Raw genomic sequence first — 19,327 nt, 5'->3', positions numbered from 1 at the left:
GGTCATCGTCAAGCACCTATACCAAAACCCCCGATCGTGAAAACGATCGGGGGTTTTACTTTTACCCGCAAAAACAAACCAGCCACTGTCGCGGCTTTTTTGATCAGAATCAGCGCGCCCGTAGGGCGCGCCAGTGCTTAGTTAATGGCGTCGCTAAGTGCTTTTGCTGGAACGTATTTGACAACTTTCTTTGCTGCAATTTGCAGCGTCTTGCCTGTTTGTGGGTTACGCCCTGTGCGTGCTGGCCGTTCAGTGACCTTGAGTTTACCTATGCCGGGCAGGGTGATTTCATCACCATTTTCCAGAGCGTCTGAGACTATTTCGCCGAGCTGCTCAAGGGCTGCACGCACTGTGCTTTTCGGTGTATCGATAGCCTCAGCAATATCGCTGATCAATTGGTCTTTAGTGATGGCCACGTGTAACTCCTTTGAGTGAAGGATTGGTGCATTCGGTGCTGCCGAGCGCACTTAATCATGGGATGTGGATTCTAATGGTCATATGGATAGGGGGCGACTCCCCATCTTCAGTAGCAGCTGGCTTTAGAGTCCTGGGTCAATGTAACGGCTTTCGAGGCCAGTTGCTCGGCATAGGCCGATGGGGTTAGCCCACCAAGCCCTTTCTTCGGTCTCTCTTCGTTATATTCCCTCCGCCAGGACTCAATCACCACCTTGGCGTGCTGCAGACTGGTAAACCAGTGTTCGTTCAGGCATTCATCACGAAAGCGCCTGTTAAACGATTCGATGTAGGCATTCTGATTGGGGTTGCCGGGCTGAATCAGAAACAACTGCACACCTCGCTGATGAGCCCATGTCAGCATGGCGCGACCAAAGAGCCCCTTGCCATTGTCCGTGCCGGATGGCTTTGGGCAACCCGCGTGACATGGCCAGACGATCCAAAAATGCGCGTCAACGCAAGCCCGCCAATCGCTCGTTCCGCCGAACTTGCTGCGCCAGACGTAGTAACTGGCCTCTCAAAAGCCGTGCCGACGACACAGTTCCTTGATCGGCAGCCCAGCCTCGGTTTCTCGTAGGAAACCAATGATTTGCTCTTCAGTGAAACGCTTCTTCATGTCCAATCTCCTGGTTACTGGGATTGGACTCTAAAGCTGAGCGCTACTCAAATCGGGTGGGATGTCGATGAAACGACGGCACAGATTGCCACTGCTTGTGAAGAACAGAGCAGCGTGACCGAAGAGATTGCTCGCCACATCAGTGATATTCGCGATTTTTCCAATGAGTCTGCGTAGACTTCTGAGCAGAGCGCGCAGGCGAGTCAGCGTCTTCGGAGCTGTCACAAGGGTTGACCAAATTGGTTGGTCGGTTCCGCGTCTGATGGCCGATTCAGTTGGCTAAGTGATTGAAACGGTTGTAACTTCAATTCAAGCCGGTACAATGGCGCAGCTCGCTTCTCGTGAGCTGCGTTATGGTGGCCCTGCCGGTCCCCTCGCAACGATCAGCCGTGAACCCGGTCAGGCCTGGAAGGGAGCAGCCGCAGCGGTGACATTGTGTGCCGAGGTGTGGCTGGTGGGGTTGCCTCCACCTACTGGCTAAGAAATATACGGGTCTAGCCTGTCAGCATACGCCAGTATCGGTATTCCTCTTTTTAGCTTCTATATTCTTGGCATGGCTTTCGGCCAGTCGCCTGCTGCTGTACGCAAATATTCTGCGCGTTTTCTTCCGTAGCTCTTTTCACGTATGCGGCTGTGCTAAGCGGTGCTTGATGGGTAGGCGAGACCCGGCGTAGCGCGGGGCCTCTGCCTGATTCAGTTGGCGTGATAGCTGAGTACGCTGTCCTGTTCTTTGAGCGCCTTGCGCATATCGGCGGGAATGCTGCCGGAGCGCATGGCGAGCTCAAGGCGGATGTCTTCCAGACTTTGTGCAAAGGCTTGTGGGTCTGCACGCTGGGCGGCGCTGAGTACGCGGCTGTAGGCGGTCGTGTCACTGGCATCCAGCAGTGAAAGGATCACGCCACCGTCTGGGCGTGGTGGGCTGAAGGTGGCGCGCAGTGGCGCGAACAGTTGTTCAACAAGTTCGCGGTTAAGGCTATCCATGACGATGCTCCATCCTGAGGGTGATCGATTCAGACCTCAGGATGGCACGATAGTTCGTCTGTTTGTGCTCAGACCGTCAAGGATTGGCGTGCGCGTTCAATTACTTGCTGCAGGTGTGCACCGCTGTACTGGCCAGGGTACAGGCGCTGGCTATGCTGGGCGATGCCGGCATGGTTGACGATGGTGAAGCTGAAACAGCCTTTGCGGGCAGCCAGAATGCGGCAATCAAAGGGTGCAAATGCACTGGATAGGGTGCGAATAGCATCCTGAATTTGGTGTTGTGTATTCATTCTTTTGGTACTTCCTAAAACAACGTGCGCGTCATTGCGCTGAATAAAGCTCCAGGCTGTCGACTTGTTGAGTCGATTGCATGTCTGTGTTGGAGCTGGACTACGCGCACAAGTTCCCTTTAGGGCTGTGCGGGTCGGTACTTCGGAGGCGGGCTTGAATCAGCGCTTGCGCGTGATGGCCAGATCAGTCAGCAGGTTGGGGTCATGGGCGAGAGCTGTGCGGCATTGATGGGGCAATGCGCTCTTTGCCTGGAAACCAGCAAGGTGGGCCAGAGGCCTAATTGACTTACAGCGTGGTACGAACGGTGGGGATGATAATCGATTGATCGTTTTTTCGCCAGGATAATCTGCTGCCTGGTTTTGCTCCTGCTTCATGCGGGCTGCGCATCGGATGCAATTTGCCCCATGCTCCGTTAGGATTAGCCCACTTTTGCTTTCCTCTCGTGACGGGTTTCGATGAGTTATCAGGTTCTTGCACGCAAGTGGCGTCCGCGCTCGTTCAACGAAATGGTTGGTCAAACCCATGTGCTTAAGGCGCTGATCAATGCGCTTGATAGCCAGCGTTTGCATCATGCCTATTTGTTCACGGGGACTCGCGGTGTAGGCAAGACCACTATTGCGCGAATTATCGCCAAGTGCCTGAATTGTGAAACGGGGATCAGCTCGACTCCCTGCGGTGTGTGCTCGATCTGTCGGGAAATCGACGAAGGGCGCTTTGTCGATTTGATTGAAGTCGACGCCGCCAGCCGTACTAAGGTTGAAGATACACGTGAGTTGCTGGATAACGTGCAGTACTCGCCTAGTCGTGGACGTTTCAAGGTCTACTTGATCGACGAAGTGCACATGCTCTCGACCAGCTCATTCAACGCGTTGCTGAAGACCCTGGAAGAGCCGCCACCTCACGTCAAGTTCCTCCTGGCCACTACTGATCCGCAGAAACTTCCGGTCACCGTACTGTCGCGTTGCTTGCAGTTCTCACTGAAGAACATGCCACCAGAGCGCGTGGTTGATCACTTGACCCATGTACTGACGGCAGAGCAGATTCCGTTCGAGAACGATGCGTTGTGGCTGCTCGGGCGTGCCGCCGACGGTTCCATGCGTGACGCCATGAGCCTCACCGATCAGGCAATTGCCTTTGGCGAGGGCCGGGTGCTCGCTGCTGATGTGCGTGCAATGCTGGGGACCTTAGACCATGGTCAGGTTTATGGCGTGCTGCACGCTTTGCTGGAGGGCGATGCTCGCAGCTTGATCGAGGCCGTACGTCATCTTGCCGAACAAGGTCCGGACTGGAATGGCGTGTTGGCCGAGATACTGAATGTGCTGCACCGTGTGGCTATCGCTCAGGCATTGCCTGAAGCCGTAGACAATGGTCAGGGTGATCGTGACCGCGTGCTTGAACTGGCGCGGGTCCTGCCCGCTGAAGATGTCCAGTTCTACTATCAGATGGGCTTGATCGGTCGCCGAGACCTGCCACTGTCACCCGATCCACGCAGCGGCTTCGAGATGGTGCTGCTGCGTATGTTGGCGTTCCGCCCCGCGGACACCAGCGCTGCACCTAGGGTGGCGCTAAAGCCGCTGGGGATTAGTCAGGCCACTGCTGATCCCGCGATCAACCCAGTGGCCGGTGCTGCTATACCAGTACCGGCCAGTGTTGCTGTTGCACCAGTCGCCGCTGTTCTACCTGTTGTCACACCCCAGTCGCCTGCCGCTGTAGGGGTTGCACAAGTGCCGGAGGCGCTGGATTCTCCTGCACCTGAACCGGCCTATATGGCTGTTCAGCCAGCGCCTGAGCAACGTGCCGAGGCTGCTGCGATACCGGCTGTTGAACCTGAGGTTGCGGTCGTCGTCGATTTGCCTTGGGAAGAACCGCAGCGGGTCCCGGCTATGGTTGTCCAGCCTGTTACAGAGGTTGCGCTGGCTGCGCCAGCGCCAGTTGTATCGCCTGAGCCTGAGCAGGCTGCTGCCGCGCCTGTAGTCGATGTTGACGATGATGAGCCGCCCTTGGGCGACTACGACTATGTCGAAATGGATGCCGATTCATTCGATTATGACTTTGATGCCGTCAAGCGCGATGCGTCGGTCGAGCCTGAAGTGCTGCCTGCCGCGCAGCCGGCCACTGGTTTGGCTGCCGACTGGCTGGAGCTGTTCCCCAAGCTTGGCTTGTCGGGGATGACCGGAAGCATTGGTGCCAACTGCACGCTGACGTCTGTAGATGGTGATCACTGGCTTTTGCACTTGGATCCCGCCCATTCGGCGCTGTTCAACCCCACTCAGCAGCGTCGCTTGAATGATGCGCTCAACCAGTTTCATGGTCGCGAACTTAAGGTACAGATCGAGTTGCGCAAGCCTGAACAGGAAACCCCGGCGCAAGCGGCCGCGCGCAAGCGGGCCAATCGCCAGCGTGAAGCCGAAGCATCGATTCACCAGGATCCTGTGATCCAACAAATGATTCAGCAGTTCGCCGCGGTTGTCCGGGCGGACAGCATTGAACCCCTGGATATTTCCGTTAACCCCTGATTACCGAGGATTTGCACCATGATGAAAGGTGGCATGGCCGGCCTGATGAAGCAGGCACAGCAGATGCAGGAAAAGATGCAAAAGATGCAGGAAGAGTTGGCCAATGCTGAGGTCACCGGGCAATCCGGTGCCGGTCTGGTCAGCGTGGTGATGACTGGCCGCCATGACGTCAAACGCATCACTCTGGACGACAGCTTGATGCAAGAAGACAAAGAAGTGCTGGAAGACCTGATCGCCGCCGCCGTGAACGATGCGGTGCGCAAGGTTGAGCAGAACAGCCAGGACAAAATGGCCGGGATGACCGCCGGCATGCAACTGCCGCCTGGCTTCAAAATGCCGTTCTAAAAGCTTTACGGCTGGCATGGGCTGCACTGCCCATGCCAGCCGCTGTCGGTTCCTCCCAATCGCTGTTGCCCTTGAGTTGTCCTGCTATGAGTTTTAGCCCGCTGATTCGCCATCTGATCGACTCATTGCGCACCCTGCCTGGGGTTGGGCAAAAGACGGCTCAGCGAATGGCTTTGCAGCTGCTTGAGCGTGATCGGCATGGCGCGTTACGCTTGGCACAGGCGCTGACCCAGGCAATGGAAGGGGTCGGTCACTGCAAGCAGTGCCGCAGCCTGAGTGAAGATGAGGTCTGCCAGCTGTGCCTCGACCCGCGGCGTGACGACAGCTTGCTGTGCGTGGTTGAAGGGCCTATGGATGTCTATGCAGTGGAGCACACGGGCTTTCGCGGGCGCTACTTCGTGCTCAAGGGGCATCTTTCTCCGCTTGATGGCCTGGGGCCGGAAGCCATCGGTATTCCCGAGTTGCTTGCGCGTATTGAAGCCGGCTCCTTCAGTGAGGTGATTTTGGCGACCAACCCGACTGTGGAGGGGGAGGCAACAGCTCACTACATTGCACAGCTACTGGCCGGCAAGGGGCTTATCGCATCGCGCATTGCTCACGGCATGCCTCTGGGTGGCGAACTTGAGTTGGTGGATGGCGGAACCCTGGCGCACTCGATTGCGGGGCGCCGGCCGATTCTGCTTTGACGCAATCGCTTACGGCTTGATTGCCCTTGTACATGGCGTGATCCTCTTCTTGTAAACCAAGCAAGCGCTTGGTAATTTCCCTGAAACCTCAGTGGAAATACCCTCATGTCTGCTTCTCAGGAATTTTTTGATGAGTCCCACCAATTGGTGCGTGATTCTGTCAGGCGTTTTGTCGAGCGGGAAATCCTGCCGTATATCAACGATTGGGAAGAGGCCGAGGAGTTTCCTCGCGAGCTTTATCTCAAGGCCGGGGCCGCCGGGATTCTCGGTATCGGCTATCCAGAAGCCTTTGGCGGCAGTCATGAGGGCGATGTTTTTGCCAAAGTGGCTGCCAGCGAGGAGTTGATGCGTTCAGGCTCTGGCGGCCTGGTTGCGGGGCTTGGTTCTCTGGATATCGGTCTGCCGCCAGTGGTCAAGTGGGCCAAGCCGGCGCTGCGAGAGCGCATCGTGCCGCAGGTGTTGGCAGGTGAGAAAATCATGGCCCTTGCAGTGACCGAACCTTCCGGCGGCTCTGATGTGGCTAATTTGAAAACCCGCGCGGTACGTGATGGCGATTATTACCGAGTGAGCGGCAGCAAGACCTTTATCACCAGTGGGGTGCGTGCGGACTACTACACCGTTGCCGTGCGAACTGGGAGGGATGGTTTTGCGGGGGTCAGCCTGCTACTGGTTGAAAAGGGGACGCCGGGTTTCACGGTCGGCCGCAAGCTGAAGAAAATGGGCTGGTGGGCATCCGACACGGCCGAGCTGTTCTTCGAAGATTGCAAGGTGCCGGTGGATAACCTGATCGGTGCGGAGAACATGGGCTTTGCTTGCATCATGGCCAATTTCCAGAGTGAACGCCTGTCGTTGGCGATCATGGCCAATATGACGGCGCAATTGGCGCTGGAAGAGTCGATGCGCTGGGCCAAGTCGCGTGAGGCGTTCGGTAAGCCCATCGGCAAGTTTCAGGTGCTCAAGCACCGTTTAGCTGAGATGGCGACCCAGTTGGAGGTGTCCCGGGAGTTCACTTACCGGCAGGCAGCGAAAATGGCGGCAGGTAAAAGCGTGATCAAGGAAATCTCCATGGCTAAGAACTTCGCCACTGACATTGCCGACCGACTGACCTACGACGCTGTGCAAATCATGGGTGGCATGGGCTATATGCGTGAAAGCCTGGTGGAGCGTCTGTACCGCGACAATCGCATTCTCTCGATTGGCGGTGGCTCACGAGAGATCATGAACGAGATCATCAGCAAGCAGATGGGCCTGTAGCCCAAATGACAGATTGCAGATAAAACAAACCCCGCGAGCGCGGGGTTTGTTTTCAAGCGGACAGGGGCTTAGGCCACCTGTACCTCTTCAGCTTGCATACCTTTCTGACCGCGGGCGGCCACGTAGGTAACAGTCTGGCCTTCTTTCAGGCTTTTGAAACCGTCGCTTTGGATAGCTTTGAAGTGCACGAACAGGTCATCGCCACCGTTAGTCGGGGTAATGAAGCCGAAGCCTTTTTCATCGTTGAACCATTTGACGGTGCCAGTTTCGCGATTTGCCATGGTGTGTCTCTTAAATCGATACGAATTGCGGTGCCAGAGTGCTCATAGCACCTATGCGGTTTTGCTGATTACTACAGTTCAGCTCGACCATCATAGGCCGTTTTCACCATGAGTGTTGGGCTTAACGTTAATTATTCATGTTTTTATTGGGACGAACCCTGGTAGGTCGCTATTTTCCTGGGCTGCATGGCCTCTTGTATCTGAACGCTGCATCGAGGTCCGCTATTGTGGTGCCATGCAGGCCATCACCAGGGCACTGCCGCTGGATCAAGGCCGCCAGTTCTGTCTGGCGCGGGGCCAGGTTGTCGTCGAGAGGATATGGCATCGGGCAAAGCTTCTGTGATTGCCAGCAGCCTATTCCGGTTTTTCAGGCACGTCTGCCGTGCGCGTACTACATAGCAGGATCAGGCATTAATTCGCCAGAAATCGCCTAACTCTGAATGCGTCATCTCGCTGCATCTGTTGTTGTCGCGGCAGCTCTGCCTGCATGCCAGGGTGGGACGCACCGAACAGTAGGGATTGTGTCTGGACGACTTGGCTGAATTCATACAGACCATTTCTGGGTGCCTGGGTGCCTGGGTGCCTGGGTGCCTGGGTGTTGAGTTGCAGCAGCTGCCGGATGATACGGCGCAGTGGCTGTTGCAACGCCGCTGGCATTCTTCGCTGTGCCGCTGTTGCAGCAGGTGCTCGACCAGGCTTTGCAGCAAGGCCTGCTGCGTAGCCTGTAGTGCCAGGCCGTTTGAACAGCAGAACGCCCCGGTACGCTAGCGTATCGGAGTGTTCTGTTGTGACGCGGGTTACTTGAGGCTAGCTTTCAGCGCGGCTGCAGCTTGCTGCATGGCGCTTTGCGTGCCGGGGATCTGGCTGATCACGTTGAGCAAACCGAAATCGTGAATCATGCCGTTGTAGCGCACGGAGGTCACGTTGACCCCCGCCGCATCTAGCTTGCGCGCATAGGCTTCGCCTTCGTCACGCAGTACGTCGAACTCGGCGGTTTGCACCAGGGCTGACGGTAAGCCTTTCAGTTGTTCCACCGATGCCTGCAGCGGCGAGGCGTAGATTTCGGCGCGCTGTTTTGGGTCGGTGGTGTAGTTATCCCAGAACCACTGCATCAGGCTCTTGCTGAGGAAGTGACCGTCGGCGAACTGGTTATAGGAGGCGTTGTTGAAGTTGGCGTCAGTTACCGGCCACATCAGCAGCTGGAATTTGATCGCTGGGGTGCCTTTTTCTTTGGCCATCAGGCTGACGACTGCAGCCATATTGCCGCCCACACTATTGCCGGCCACTGCCAGACGCTTGCCATCGACACCAATCTGCGCGCCGTTCTGCGCCACCCACTGGGTCGCGGCGTAGGCCTGGTTGATCGCGGTCGGGTACTTGGCTTCGGGTGACGGGGTGTAATTGACATACACCGCCGCCGCGCCAGAGCCCACTACCAAGTCATGGATCAGACGTTCGTGGGTCGGGTAGTCGCCCAGTATCCAGCCGCCACCGTGGAAGAACATGAAGACCGGCAGCGTGCCCTGGGCATCGACCGGGCGCACGACTTTCAGCTGGATCGACTGGCCATCGACCTCGATGGTCTTGTCGACCACCTTGATGCCCGATACATCGACCTTGACCCCGGCCTGCGCGCCGACCAATACGGCGCGCGCCTCTTTCGGGCTCAGCTGTTCGAGGGGCTTGCCACCGCCAGCGGCGAGGGCATTGAGAAAACCTTGAGTATTACGCTCCACCCCTGGGCTACCAGCGGCAAACGCGCTGTTGACGGCAAGGGCGAGTACGGCGATCGACAAACGGTGTTTGATGTTCATGTTCAGCCTCCTGGGGCGAGCCGCTGACTGGCAGCGGCCGGATGAGTAGTGAGTTAGTCGATCAGCGTCAGGGTGACGTCGATATTGCCGCGGGTGGCATTGGAGTAAGGGCAAACGATGTGTGCACGCTCGATCAGGGTCTGCGCTTGCTCACGGTTCATGCCCGGCAGGCTGATGCGCAGTTCGACTTCGATGCCGAAACCGTTGGGAATCGCGCCGATGCCCACGACACCTTCAATCGAGGCGTCTGCTGGCATCGCCAGCTTGTCGCGGCCCGCGACGAACTTCATCGCGCCGATAAAGCAAGCCGAGTAGCCCGCAGCGAACAGCTGCTCAGGGTTAGTGCCCGCGCCGCCAGCACCGCCGAGTTCTTTCGGGGTGGTCAGGGCGACGTCGAGTATGCCGTCGGAGGAAATGGCACGGCCGTCACGGCCGCCGGTGGCTTCTGCATAGGCACGGTAAGCAATGGTTTGAATCGACATGGTGGTAGTCCTCTAAAGTCAGTTTGGGTTGGTACGCGTTGCAGGTGTTGCGGTATCTGTGGTTGATCAGCCGCCGTGGTTGATCAGCCATTCTGGGTACAGGCCTTTGCCATCCTGTTGCTGCTTCTGGCTGTGGTCCGCCAGTACGGCAGCGGAGAGCGTGATGGCGATGGTGAATGTGATCAGGGTTTGCATAACGGTTCTCCTCAGCTGCTGGGTTGTTTGGTTGGTTAGTCGCTGGTTTATTAGCGCTAAAATTTTGCGCGCCAAGTAGTTCGATGAAGCGAACTCTAGTGTTCATTAATTTGGCGCGCAATATATTTTTTTGAAGATTTTGCGATAAGCACTGCTGTGTTCAGGCATAAGCGAGGAATGGCGGGCTGTTGCGCGATTTTTCGAGAGCTGCGGCAGGACGAAATTGTCGACTGGAGCAGGGGGATGACGGGTAAGAGTGGCGCGATGTGGACGACGAGGCGGGCGGCAGCCTGTCGCCCAGGTACTTACACGGCCTGTTGCAGGCTGCTGCGCAGGGCGACCAACTCAGCCCTCAGAGCGCCGAGTTCCGCGGTGGATTGCTGGGTGGCGGTGAGGATGCAGCTGGGGATGCTTTTGGCCTGTTCGCGCAGGGCGCGGCCTTTCTCGGTGAGGAACAACTCAACTACACGCTCGTCGACACTGCTGCGGGTGCGCTTGAGCAGACCTTCGGCTTCCAGGCGTTTGAGCAGTGGGGTGACGGAGCCAGGGTCGGTGAGCAGGCGGCTGCTGATGTCGCCCACGGTGATGCCATCGCCTTCCCAGAGCACCATCATCGCCAGGTACTGCGGGTACGTCAGGCCCAGCCCCTGCAGCAGTGGCTTGTAGACCTTGGTCAGCAGTAGTGAGGTCGAATACAGGGCAAAGCACAGCTGGTTATCGAGCAGCAGTTCGGCGCAAGGGTCTTGCGTGTTCATAGCGTTCTCCGGCGGTACAGGACAGTTGGCGACAATTTATCGTGCTAACTACTGTTATGCCAATTGAATGCACGCGTGTTTATCCTGCGCAGGCAAACGTTGGACGTAAAAAAGCCCCAGGCACCTGTGGCGCTGGGGCTTGGGCTTGGGCGTTAGCCGATTACTCCACGGCAGCCTGGGCTTTCTTGCTTGAGCCTTTCGGCGCAAAACGTGCGGCCAGACGCATAGAGGCGGTCACCAGGCGTTGATAGAGCGCTGGCCATAGGCGTTGCATGCCATCCAGAGCGTAGGCGTCCGGGCCGATCAGGATGCGTCGCTTGTTCGCCAGAGCGCCGTTGATGATCACCTGGGCCGCTTTCTCCGGCGTGGTGCGTAGCAACTGATCGTTGAACTGCTGGCGCGCCTGGTCGGCATCCTGACCGGTGACGCTGCTCAGGCTGGTGTTCATCCGCGCTGTTTTGGCGATGTTGGTCTTGATCCCGCCCGGGTGCACGCAGCTGGCCGATACACCGCAATCGGCCATGTCCAGCTCCTGGCGCAGCGACTCGGTAAAGCCGCGCACGGCAAACTTGCTGGCGTTATAGGCGCTCATGCCCGGCTGGGCGAACAGGCCGAAGACGCTGGAGACGTTTACGATATGACCCTGACCGCTGGCTTTGATATGCGGCAGGAAGGCCTTGGTGCCGTTGACCACGCCCCAGAAGTTGATGTTCATGATCCACTCGTAGTCGGCGTAGTCGTTGCCTTCCACGGTGCCGCCCTGGGCCACGCCGGCGTTGTTGAAGATTGCATTGACCCGGCCGAACTCGCTCACTACTTGATCGGCCCAGGCATGCACGGCTTCACGGTCGGCGACGTTGACCAGGGTTTCACTGACTTGCACACCGAGCTTGCGCGCCTGGGCGGCGGTTTCCGCCAGCCCTTCGGCATTCACATCGGAGAGCGCCAGTTGGCAACCCTGGCGAGCCAGGCCGAAAGCCAGGGCGCGGCCGATGCCGGAACCGGCGCCGGTGATGGCGGCTACCTTGTTTTCAAACGACTTCATGCGCTGGCCTCCTGGGCAGTCAACTGGATAGCGCTGTTCTGCGCCGGGTGGGCCGCGTGTTTACGGCTGAAATGATAGGCCGCTGGGTCAAAGTTGCGCGTCAGCAAGCGGAAGCGCCAGGTAAAGCCGGGCCACACCGTGCAGTTGCGGCCACTGACCGGATGCAGGTACCAGCTCTTGCAGCCGCCGGCATTCCACACGGTGTTGCCCAGACTGCCCTGCAGCGTGCCGTTGAACTTGTCCTGCACCGCTTGCTTGACCTCAAGGCTCTGCAGCTCTTGCTCACTAATCAGCTTAAGCGCACCGAGCACGTAATGGATCTGCGACTCGATCATGTAGACCATCGAGTTGTGCCCTAGGCCGGTGTTCGGCCCCATCAGGAAGAACAGGTTGGGGAAGCCGGCAGTGAGGGTGCCTTTGTAGGCCTGCGGGCCTTCCGGCCAGGTGTCGAGCAGGTCGACGCCGCCGCGACCAAACACCACGCCGCGCGGCAGCGGGTCGCTTGGGGTGAAGCCGGTGCCGAAGATGATCGCGTCAATTTCGCGCTCCTTGCCATCCACGGTGCGGATGCTGCCGCTGCGGATTTCCTCGATGCCGTCGGTGATCAGGTCGACGTTGGGCTGGGTCAGCGCCGGGAAGTAATCGTTGGAGATCAGCACGCGCTTGCAGCCCATCAGGTAATCCGGGGTGACCTTGGCGCGCAGTACCGGATCCTTGATCTGCTTGTTGATGTACCACTTGCCGACTTTCTGCGCGACGGTCATCACCTTGGGTAACATGGCAAAGCCGATTACCCGACTTTCCAGCAGAGCATAGATAGCGCCGCGCCAGAGTTTCTGCAGCAGCGGGAAGCGCTTGAAGCTGTTGCGCTCACGCTCGCTGATGGCGCGGTCCGGCTTGGGCATGATCCACGGCGCGGTACGCTGGTACAGATCGAGCTGGCTGACCTGTTTCTGGATCTGCGGAACGAACTGGATCGACGAGGCGCCGGTGCCGATGACTGCAACGCGTTTACCGGTAAGGTCATAGCTGTGATCCCACTGTTGTGAGTGGAAGATTTTGCCGGTGAAATCGCCCAGGCCCTTGAGCGCCGGAGTCGATGGCGTGGACAGCGCACCCATGCCGGAGACTACGAACTGTGCGGTGTAGCTGTTACCAGCGCTGTCACTGATCTGCCACAGCTCTTGCTGCTCATCCCAAGTCAGGCGGGTGATCTCTGTATTCAGTTGGGTGTGGTTCTGCAGGCGGTACTTGCTCCAGCAGCCTTCCAGATAACCCTGGATTTCCGGCTGTTTGGCGAACATGCGCGTCCAGTTAGGGTTCTGCTCGAAGGAGAACGAATACAGGTGTGATTGCACGTCACAGCCGCAGCCCGGGTAGTTGTTCACCCGCCAGGTGCCGCCGACGCCGGCTTCTTTCTCGAACAGCAGAAAGTCATGTTCACCGGCCTGTTTCAGGCGGATGGCCATGCCCAGGCCGGAGAAGCCCGTGCCGATAATGGCCACCTTGCAGTGGCGGGTGGCAGTTGGGGGTGAGACGGGTGCATTCATGGCCAAGCTCCTGTTATGTTTATTGCTGGCGTATACAGCTGTATACCAAGGTAGACAAATGTATACTCGCCAGCAAGCAGCATTCTCACAAGCCAACTTTTAGGTAGGGTTCGTCATGCAGGCAGACGCCAGCGAGCAGCAGCCAGCCGCAGAAAAAGCCACTGAGGCCCCCGGCAAGACCCTGTTACTGGAGGCCGCGTTACGTCTCACCTCAACCAGTCGCAGCCTCAGCAACCTGGGCTTGCGCGAGTTGGCGCGTGAGGCGGGGCTCAATCCCAATACCTTCTATAGGCACTTCAAGGATGTCGATGACCTAGGGCTGACGGTGATCCGGCAGATCTCTACCCAGTTGCGTCAGCCGCTGCGCGACCTGCGCCGTGAAGCCGCCGAACGAGCGGTGCAATCGCCTAGTAAAAGCGTGGCTTTACTGTTTGGTATCGACCTGGATCGCGGTCGGCGGGTGTGCCATGAAACCGTGCAACTGTTCTTCGATTTTGTTGCGCAGAACCCCGAGGCCTTCATCATCGGTGTGCGTGAACTGCATGGCGCCTCGGCCGTGCTGCGGGCGGCGCTGCAGGAGGTGATGGATGAGTTTGGCGCGGACATGGCCGAGGACATCATTGCTTTCAAGCTGCTGCCGGACATGGTCAATCCGGCGGTGGTGCGGCAGGTGTCGAACCTGATCAGTCGCAACCTGTTCCAGCTGTCGCTGGACTATATCGGTCAGCCTGAGTGGCAAGCGGCGATTCGTGCGTTGGCCGAAGAGCAGATTGTTATGCTGTTTACCGGAGCCAGCGTATTGCAGGGGCTTGGACAGCTTAAATTGCCTGTCGATGATTTGTAGCGTTGGCTAAGTAGGTGTTGTGTTTAGTTGCACATAAAAACGGCACCTGAGGTGCCGTTTTTTATTTCTGTTGGCCGTGCACTCAGTTGTGCAGATGCTCGGCGGCATGTAGCGTGTTTTCCAGCAGGCAGGCACGGGTCATCGGGCCAACGCCACCTGGCACTGGGGTGATCCAGCCGGCGCGGGACAGGGCGGTTTCATAGACCACATCGCCAATCAGCTTGCCGTCGGTCTGACGGTTGATGCCCACATCAATCACGATGGCGCCAGGCTTGATCCACTCGCCATGCACCAGGCCCGGTTTGCCGGCAGCAACTACGACGATATCGGCCTGACCGACATGCATCGGTAGGTCTTTGGTAAAACGGTGGGTCACGGTCACCGTGCAGCCAGCCAGCAGCAGTTCCATCGCCATCGGCCGGCCAACAATATTCGATGCGCCAACCACTACGGCGTGCATTCCATACAGGTCGGCGCCTGTGCTTTGCAGCAAGGTCATGATGCCTTTCGGGGTGCAGGGGCGCAGTAATGGCATGCGCTGGGCCAGGCGGCCAATGTTATAAGGATGGAAGCCGTCAACGTCTTTATCCGGGCGAATGCGCTCTAGTAATAAAGATGCGTCTAGATGTTCCGGCAATGGCAACTGCACCAGGATGCCGTCAATGCATGGTTCGTCATTTAGACGGTCGATCAATGCCATCAGCTCGTTCTGGCCGGTGGTGGCTGGCAGGTCGTAGGCCTGCGAGATGAAACCGACTTCTTCGCAATCCTTGCGTTTGTGCGAAACATAGACCTGGGACGCAGGGTCGCTACCGACGAGAATCACGGCCAGCCCGGGTGCGCGCAGGCCTTGCTGACGTCGTTCGGCGACACGTTGGGCTATCTGCTGGCGCAGGCTGGCGGCAATTGCTTTGCCATCGATCAGTTGTGCGGTCATTGCGCTTGGTTAACCATAAAGAAAGGATGGAAAAAGAGCGCGCATTCTCGCATGGCCGTGCTGCGGGGCAAAGGCGCGTGCCACGGTTTTCGCGTAACTCCTTTAAATGGCTGAATTTTTTTAACTTTTTCTGTTGACGACCTGAAATGGCATCTATAACATTCGCCCCGCTTGTCGAGCACAGCCAGTCGCTGGGTAAGACGGCAAGGTCGAAGCTGCAAAGTTTTTTCCGAAGCCGAAAGCTTTAAGTCTGCATATGCAGATGGATAGGCGCCCGTAGCTCAGCTGGATAGAGCATCCGCCTTCTAAGCGGATGGTCGCAGGTTCGAGTCCTGCCGGGCGTGCCATTTGGCGGTCTTGGCTCAAGCAAATGCAATATGGTGGGCGTAGCTCAGTTGGTAGAGCACAGGATTGTGACTCCTGTTGTCGTGGGTTCGATCCCCATCGTCCACCCCATATTCCAAAACGCCAGGTTAACGCCTGGCGTTTTTGTATAAGGCTTTACCACGCGGACGTGGTGGAATTGGTAGACACACTGGATTTAGGTTCCAGCGCCGCAAGGCGTGAGAGTTCGAGTCTCTCCGTCCGCACCATCTTTTAGAACTCCCTCCCGTTTGCCGCCTGCATCTAGGGTGACTTCTGCAAATTGACCCTCTAGAATGCATGCCCTTGATTCGGGGCCGGTAAACGGCCGGCTTATGTCTGTGCAACGAGGATTATCCATGCAAGTTTCTGTTGAAAGTACTTCTGCGCTCGAGCGCCGTATGACCGTAGGCGTCTCTGTTGAGCGCATCGAGACTGAAGTCAACAAGCGTCTGCAGCAGACTGCCCGTCGTGCCAAGGTTCCTGGTTTCCGTCCTGGCAAAGTGCCAATGAGCGTGATTCGTCAGCGTTATGAAGATGCTGCGCGCCAGGAAGCCCTGGGTGATCTGATTCAATCTACTTTCTACGAAGCTGTTGTTGAGCAGAAGCTCAATCCAGCTGGCGCTCCGGCTGTTGAGCCGAAGTCGTTCGAGAAAGGCAAGGATCTGGAGTACGTTGCGACCTTCGAAGTATTCCCTGAGTTCACCGTTGCTGGCTTCGACTCCATCGCTGTTGAGCGTCTGCAGGCTGATGTGGCTGATGCTGACGTCGACAACATGCTGGAAATCCTGCGAAAGCAGAACACCCGTTTCGAAGCCGCCGAGCGTGCTGCCGAGAATGGCGATCAGCTGAACATCGATTTCGTTGGCAAAATCGACGGCGAGGCATTCGCTGGTGGCTCGGCCAAGGGCACTCAGCTGGTTCTCGGCTCCGGCCGCATGATTCCTGGCTTTGAAGATGCACTGGTTGGCGCCAAGGCCGGTGAAGAGCGCGTAATCAACCCGACTTTCCCGGCCGATTATCAGAATCTCGATCTGGCTGGCAAAACTGCTGAGTTCACCGTTACTGTTAACGGCATCGCCGCGCCTCAGCTGCCTGAGCTGAATGACGACTTCTTCGCCTTGTTCGGCGTAAAAGAAGGCGGCCTGGAAGGCTTCCGCGCTGAAGTGCGCAAGAACATGGAGCGCGAGCTGCGCCAGGCCATCAAATCTAAGGTTAAAAACCAGGTGATGGATGGTCTCTTGGCTGCAAATCCGATCGAAGTGCCGAAAGCATTGATCAGCAATGAAGTGAACCGTCTGCGCGTGCAGGCTGTTCAGCAGTTCGGTGGCAACCTCAAGCCTGAGCAGCTACCCGCTGAGCTGTTCGAAGAGCAAGCCAAACGCCGCGTTGTGCTGGGTCTGGTTGTGGCTGAAGTGGTCAAGCAGTGCGAACTGAAGCCGGATGATGCTCGCGTTCGCGAAATGATTCAGGAAATGGCTTCTGCATATCAGGAGCCTGAGCAGGTTGTTGCCTGGTACTACAAAAATGACCAGCAAATGAACGAAGTGCGTTCTGTTGTACTGGAAGAGCAAGTTGTAGATACTGTTTTGCAGAAGGCCAACGTGACCGACAAAGCGGTCTCGTACGAAGAAGCTGTCAAGCCGGTAGAAGCACCACAAGCCGCCTGATTTCTTTACCTCGTTCGAACACGCCATAAGCCAGCCTCCGCGCTGGCTTATGCGTATTTGTGACATGACTATTTAGGGAGCGAGTGCAGCATGTCCCGCAATCCTTTTATGCAGCAAATGCCCGATATCCAAGCCGCTGGTGGCCTGGTACCTATGGTTGTTGAGCAGTCGGCTCGTGGTGAACGCGCCTACGACATTTATTCGCGCCTGCTCAAGGAGCGAGTTATCTTTCTTGTCGGTCCTGTAGAGGACTACATGGCCAACCTGATCTGTGCGCAATTGCTGTTCCTTGAGGCGGAGAATCCAGACAAGGACATCCACCTTTACATTAACTCTCCAGGTGGTTCGGTAACGGCAGGTATGTCGATCTATGACACCATGCAGTTCATTAAGCCGAATGTGTCCACGACCTGTATTGGGCAGGCATGCAGTATGGGTGCATTCCTGCTGACCGCAGGTGCTGAGGGTAAGCGTTACTGTCTGCCGAACTCACGTGTGATGATTCATCAGCCGTTGGGCGGTTTCCAGGGGCAGGCGTCGGACATTGAAATCCACGCCAAGGAAATTCTCTTTATCCGCGAGCGTCTCAACACATTGATGGCCAAGCACAGCGGACGCACCCTGGCAGAAATTGAACGCGACACCAATCGTGATAACTTCATGAGCGCACAAGCCGCTCGTGAGTACGGTTTGATCGATGAAGTGCTTGAAAAACGCCCCGCTTAATATAAGCAGCTAAAAGGTCGGCATGTCCGGCTCCAGTGGGCTTGAAAAAGCCCGCTTAAGCCTTCATCTTGTGTTGCAAGCATATCGGATTTGGATCGAACGAATGACTGACACCCGCAACGGCGAGGACAACGGCAAGTTGCTTTATTGCTCCTTCTGCGGCAAAAGCCAGCATGAAGTACGCAAATTAATTGCCGGCCCCTCGGTCTTTATCTGCGACGAGTGCGTTGACCTGTGTAACGACATCATCCGTGAGGAGGTGCAAGAAGCCCAGGCCGAGAGCAGCGCACATAAATTGCCTGCCCCCAAGGAAATCAGCACGATTCTCGATCAGTATGTGATCGGTCAGGAGCGCGCGAAGAAGGTACTGGCGGTAGCAGTGTACAACCACTACAAGCGTCTGAATCAGCGTGACAAGAAAGATGACGTCGAACTCGGCAAGAGTAATATTTTGCTGATCGGTCCAACAGGCTCGGGTAAGACCTTGCTGGCTGAAACGCTGGCGCGCCTGCTTAATGTGCCGTTTACCATCGCTGACGCGACCACCCTGACCGAAGCCGGTTATGTGGGTGAGGACGTTGAGAACATCATTCAAAAACTGCTGCAGAAGTGTGATTACGATGTGGAAAAAGCCCAGATGGGCATCGTCTATATCGACGAAATCGATAAGATTTCACGTAAGTCAGATAACCCGTCGATAACCCGCGACGTGTCGGGTGAGGGCGTGCAGCAGGCTCTGCTGAAGCTGATTGAAGGTACTGTTGCTTCGGTGCCGCCGCAGGGTGGGCGCAAGCATCCTCAGCAGGAATTCCTGCAGGTCGATACGCGTAATATTCTCTTCATCTGTGGTGGCGCTTTTGCAGGCTTGGAGAAAGTCATCCAGGGGCGTTCGACCAAAGGTGGGATCGGTTTCAGTGCCGAGGTTCGTAGCAAGGAAGAGGGCAAGAAAGTCGGCGAGTCGCTGCGTGCCGTTGAGCCAGATGACCTGGTCAAGTTTGGTCTGATTCCTGAGTTCGTGGGCCGCTTGCCGGTTATTGCCACGTTGGATGAGTTGGATGAAGCCGCGCTGGTGCAGATCCTGACTGAGCCGAAGAATGCACTGACTAAGCAGTACGGTAAACTGTTCGAGATGGAAGGTGTTGAGCTGGAGTTCCGTCCAGATGCACTGAAGTCCGTTGCTCGCAAGGCCCTGGAGCGTAAAACAGGTGCTCGCGGCTTGCGTTCTATTCTGGAAGGCATTCTGCTCGACACCATGTATGAGATTCCGTCGCAATCGGATGTCAGTAAGGTGGTCATTGATGAAAGTGTCATCGATGGTGCATCAAAGCCCTTGCTTATCTATGAGAATAACGAGTTGCCTGCAAAGGCCGCTCCGGACGCTTGATTGCGCTGTAACATGTTGAAAGCAAGGGGCCTGCGGGCCCCTTTTGTTTTCCTGTTGTTGTGCTTGTTTTTTGTTGGGGGTGCCCCCATCTTAGCGTTAAGGGTTATCCCATCTGTTTACGGCCGTAAGGCCGCCGTAG

The 19,327-nt window shown here is 57.0% G+C and carries 20 protein-coding genes, 3 tRNA genes, 1 other RNA gene and 2 pseudogenes; 13 read left to right on the top strand and 13 right to left on the bottom strand.

All coding sequences use genetic code 11. From position 1 onward, the window contains the following. Nucleotides 1-137: 137 nt before the first annotated feature. The 3 genes and pseudogenes from DBR00_RS00655 to DBR00_RS21325 all read right to left on the bottom strand — a co-directional run bounded on the left by DBR00_RS00655 (nt 138) and on the right by DBR00_RS21325 (nt 1,069). Complete coding sequence (locus tag DBR00_RS00655; protein ID WP_108486056.1) at nt 138-416, bottom strand: HU family DNA-binding protein; 279 nt, start codon at nt 414-416, stop codon at nt 138-140. 123 nt (nt 417-539) lie between these two features. Beyond that, nucleotides 540-939: pseudogene (locus tag DBR00_RS00650) on the bottom strand (transposase family protein); the annotation flags it as partial. 31 nt (nt 940-970) lie between these two features. Further along, complete coding sequence (locus tag DBR00_RS21325) at nt 971-1,069, bottom strand: transposase (RefSeq protein WP_371920605.1); 99 nt, start codon at nt 1,067-1,069, stop codon at nt 971-973. 75 nt (nt 1,070-1,144) lie between these two features. Between DBR00_RS21325 and DBR00_RS20850 the strand changes: the two are divergent. Together DBR00_RS20850 and ffs are read left to right on the top strand one after the other, a co-directional pair. Continuing rightward, nucleotides 1,145-1,332, top strand: a pseudogene (locus tag DBR00_RS20850) (methyl-accepting chemotaxis protein); the annotation flags it as partial. Nucleotides 1,333-1,432: 100 nt separating this feature from the next. Next, nucleotides 1,433-1,529: signal recognition particle sRNA small type (gene ffs, locus DBR00_RS00640), an RNA gene on the top strand. Nucleotides 1,530-1,762: 233 nt separating this feature from the next. Here ffs and DBR00_RS00635 read toward each other — a convergent pair. Together DBR00_RS00635 and DBR00_RS00630 are read right to left on the bottom strand one after the other, a co-directional pair. Then, nucleotides 1,763-2,050 carry a DUF3509 domain-containing protein gene (locus DBR00_RS00635; protein ID WP_108486057.1) on the bottom strand — a complete coding sequence of 96 codons (288 nt, stop codon included), beginning with the start codon at nt 2,048-2,050 and terminating at the stop codon, nt 1,763-1,765. 68 nt (nt 2,051-2,118) lie between these two features. Beyond that, nucleotides 2,119-2,340: a hypothetical protein gene (locus tag DBR00_RS00630; RefSeq protein ID WP_108486058.1), complete on the bottom strand. Its 222-nt coding sequence runs from the start codon at nt 2,338-2,340 to the stop codon at nt 2,119-2,121. Nucleotides 2,341-2,796: 456 nt separating this feature from the next. On the opposite strand from DBR00_RS00630, the gene dnaX reads away from it, so the two are divergent. From dnaX to DBR00_RS00610, 4 genes are all read left to right on the top strand, one after another. Beyond that, nucleotides 2,797-4,857 carry a DNA polymerase III subunit gamma/tau gene (gene dnaX, locus DBR00_RS00625; RefSeq protein WP_108486059.1) on the top strand — a complete coding sequence of 687 codons (2,061 nt, stop codon included), beginning with the start codon at nt 2,797-2,799 and terminating at the stop codon, nt 4,855-4,857. A gap of 18 nt (nt 4,858-4,875) precedes the next feature. Further along, nucleotides 4,876-5,202, top strand: coding sequence for a YbaB/EbfC family nucleoid-associated protein (locus DBR00_RS00620; RefSeq protein ID WP_108486060.1), 327 nt, complete (start codon nt 4,876-4,878; stop codon nt 5,200-5,202). An 86-nt stretch (nt 5,203-5,288) separates the two neighbouring features. After that, entirely contained in the window at nt 5,289-5,888 is a 600-nt protein-coding gene (gene recR, locus DBR00_RS00615; protein ID WP_108486061.1) for a recombination mediator RecR, read from the top strand. A 105-nt stretch (nt 5,889-5,993) separates the two neighbouring features. After that, nucleotides 5,994-7,142, top strand: coding sequence for an acyl-CoA dehydrogenase family protein (locus DBR00_RS00610; protein ID WP_108486062.1), 1,149 nt, complete (start codon nt 5,994-5,996; stop codon nt 7,140-7,142). Nucleotides 7,143-7,210: 68 nt separating this feature from the next. On the opposite strand, the gene DBR00_RS00605 is transcribed toward DBR00_RS00610, so the two are convergent. From DBR00_RS00605 to DBR00_RS00580, 7 genes are all read right to left on the bottom strand, one after another. Next, nucleotides 7,211-7,423 (bottom strand): cold-shock protein, encoded by a 213-nt coding sequence (locus DBR00_RS00605; RefSeq protein WP_069516724.1) that lies wholly within the window; start codon nt 7,421-7,423, stop codon nt 7,211-7,213. A gap of 797 nt (nt 7,424-8,220) precedes the next feature. Further along, the gene (locus DBR00_RS00600) at nt 8,221-9,237 is read right to left on the bottom strand and encodes an alpha/beta hydrolase (RefSeq protein ID WP_108486063.1); all 1,017 of its coding nucleotides are present in this window, start codon (nt 9,235-9,237) and stop codon (nt 8,221-8,223) included. Nucleotides 9,238-9,290: 53 nt separating this feature from the next. Beyond that, nucleotides 9,291-9,719, bottom strand: coding sequence for an organic hydroperoxide resistance protein (locus DBR00_RS00595; protein ID WP_108486064.1), 429 nt, complete (start codon nt 9,717-9,719; stop codon nt 9,291-9,293). 66 nt (nt 9,720-9,785) lie between these two features. Beyond that, the gene (locus tag DBR00_RS20845) at nt 9,786-9,914 is read right to left on the bottom strand and encodes a hypothetical protein (RefSeq protein WP_256582895.1); all 129 of its coding nucleotides are present in this window, start codon (nt 9,912-9,914) and stop codon (nt 9,786-9,788) included. Between the two features lie 305 nt (nt 9,915-10,219). Next, nucleotides 10,220-10,669, bottom strand: a complete 450-nt coding sequence (locus DBR00_RS00590) for a MarR family winged helix-turn-helix transcriptional regulator (protein WP_108486065.1) — start codon at nt 10,667-10,669, stop codon at nt 10,220-10,222. A 160-nt stretch (nt 10,670-10,829) separates the two neighbouring features. Then, nucleotides 10,830-11,714: an SDR family oxidoreductase gene (locus DBR00_RS00585; protein ID WP_108486066.1), complete on the bottom strand. Its 885-nt coding sequence runs from the start codon at nt 11,712-11,714 to the stop codon at nt 10,830-10,832. Beyond that, nucleotides 11,711-13,264, bottom strand: coding sequence for an NAD(P)/FAD-dependent oxidoreductase (locus DBR00_RS00580; RefSeq protein WP_108486067.1), 1,554 nt, complete (start codon nt 13,262-13,264; stop codon nt 11,711-11,713). The genes DBR00_RS00585 and DBR00_RS00580 overlap by 4 nt, the downstream gene beginning before the upstream one ends. Nucleotides 13,265-13,379: 115 nt before the next feature. Between DBR00_RS00580 and DBR00_RS00575 the strand changes: the two genes are divergently transcribed. Beyond that, entirely contained in the window at nt 13,380-14,108 is a 729-nt protein-coding gene (locus DBR00_RS00575; protein WP_108486068.1) for a TetR family transcriptional regulator, read from the top strand. 82 nt (nt 14,109-14,190) lie between these two features. Here the strand turns inward: DBR00_RS00575 and folD are convergent, their stop codons facing one another. Further along, nucleotides 14,191-15,045: a bifunctional methylenetetrahydrofolate dehydrogenase/methenyltetrahydrofolate cyclohydrolase FolD gene (gene folD / locus DBR00_RS00570; protein ID WP_108486069.1), complete on the bottom strand. Its 855-nt coding sequence runs from the start codon at nt 15,043-15,045 to the stop codon at nt 14,191-14,193. Nucleotides 15,046-15,315: 270 nt separating this feature from the next. Between folD and DBR00_RS00565 the strand changes: the two genes are divergently transcribed. The 6 genes from DBR00_RS00565 (at nt 15,316) to clpX (ending at nt 19,188) form a co-directional block, all read left to right on the top strand. Beyond that, nucleotides 15,316-15,392: transfer RNA gene (locus DBR00_RS00565), tRNA-Arg, on the top strand. 33 nt (nt 15,393-15,425) lie between these two features. Next, nucleotides 15,426-15,501, top strand: a tRNA-His gene (locus DBR00_RS00560). 52 nt (nt 15,502-15,553) lie between these two features. Beyond that, nucleotides 15,554-15,638, top strand: a tRNA-Leu gene (locus tag DBR00_RS00555). Nucleotides 15,639-15,767: 129 nt separating this feature from the next. After that, nucleotides 15,768-17,078 (top strand): trigger factor, encoded by a 1,311-nt coding sequence (gene tig / locus DBR00_RS00550; protein ID WP_108486070.1) that lies wholly within the window; start codon nt 15,768-15,770, stop codon nt 17,076-17,078. 90 nt (nt 17,079-17,168) lie between these two features. Next, nucleotides 17,169-17,804 carry an ATP-dependent Clp endopeptidase proteolytic subunit ClpP gene (gene clpP / locus DBR00_RS00545; protein WP_108486071.1) on the top strand — a complete coding sequence of 212 codons (636 nt, stop codon included), beginning with the start codon at nt 17,169-17,171 and terminating at the stop codon, nt 17,802-17,804. A 103-nt stretch (nt 17,805-17,907) separates the two neighbouring features. Then, nucleotides 17,908-19,188 carry an ATP-dependent Clp protease ATP-binding subunit ClpX gene (gene clpX, locus DBR00_RS00540; RefSeq protein WP_108486072.1) on the top strand — a complete coding sequence of 427 codons (1,281 nt, stop codon included), beginning with the start codon at nt 17,908-17,910 and terminating at the stop codon, nt 19,186-19,188. Nucleotides 19,189-19,327 lie beyond the last annotated feature (139 nt).

The organism is Pseudomonas sp. HMWF032 (genome assembly GCF_003060885.1).
GTDB lineage: Bacteria > Pseudomonadota > Gammaproteobacteria > Pseudomonadales > Pseudomonadaceae > Aquipseudomonas.
The sequence above is the reverse complement of the archived record's forward strand: the minus strand, read 5'-3'. Positions and strand labels throughout refer to the sequence as shown.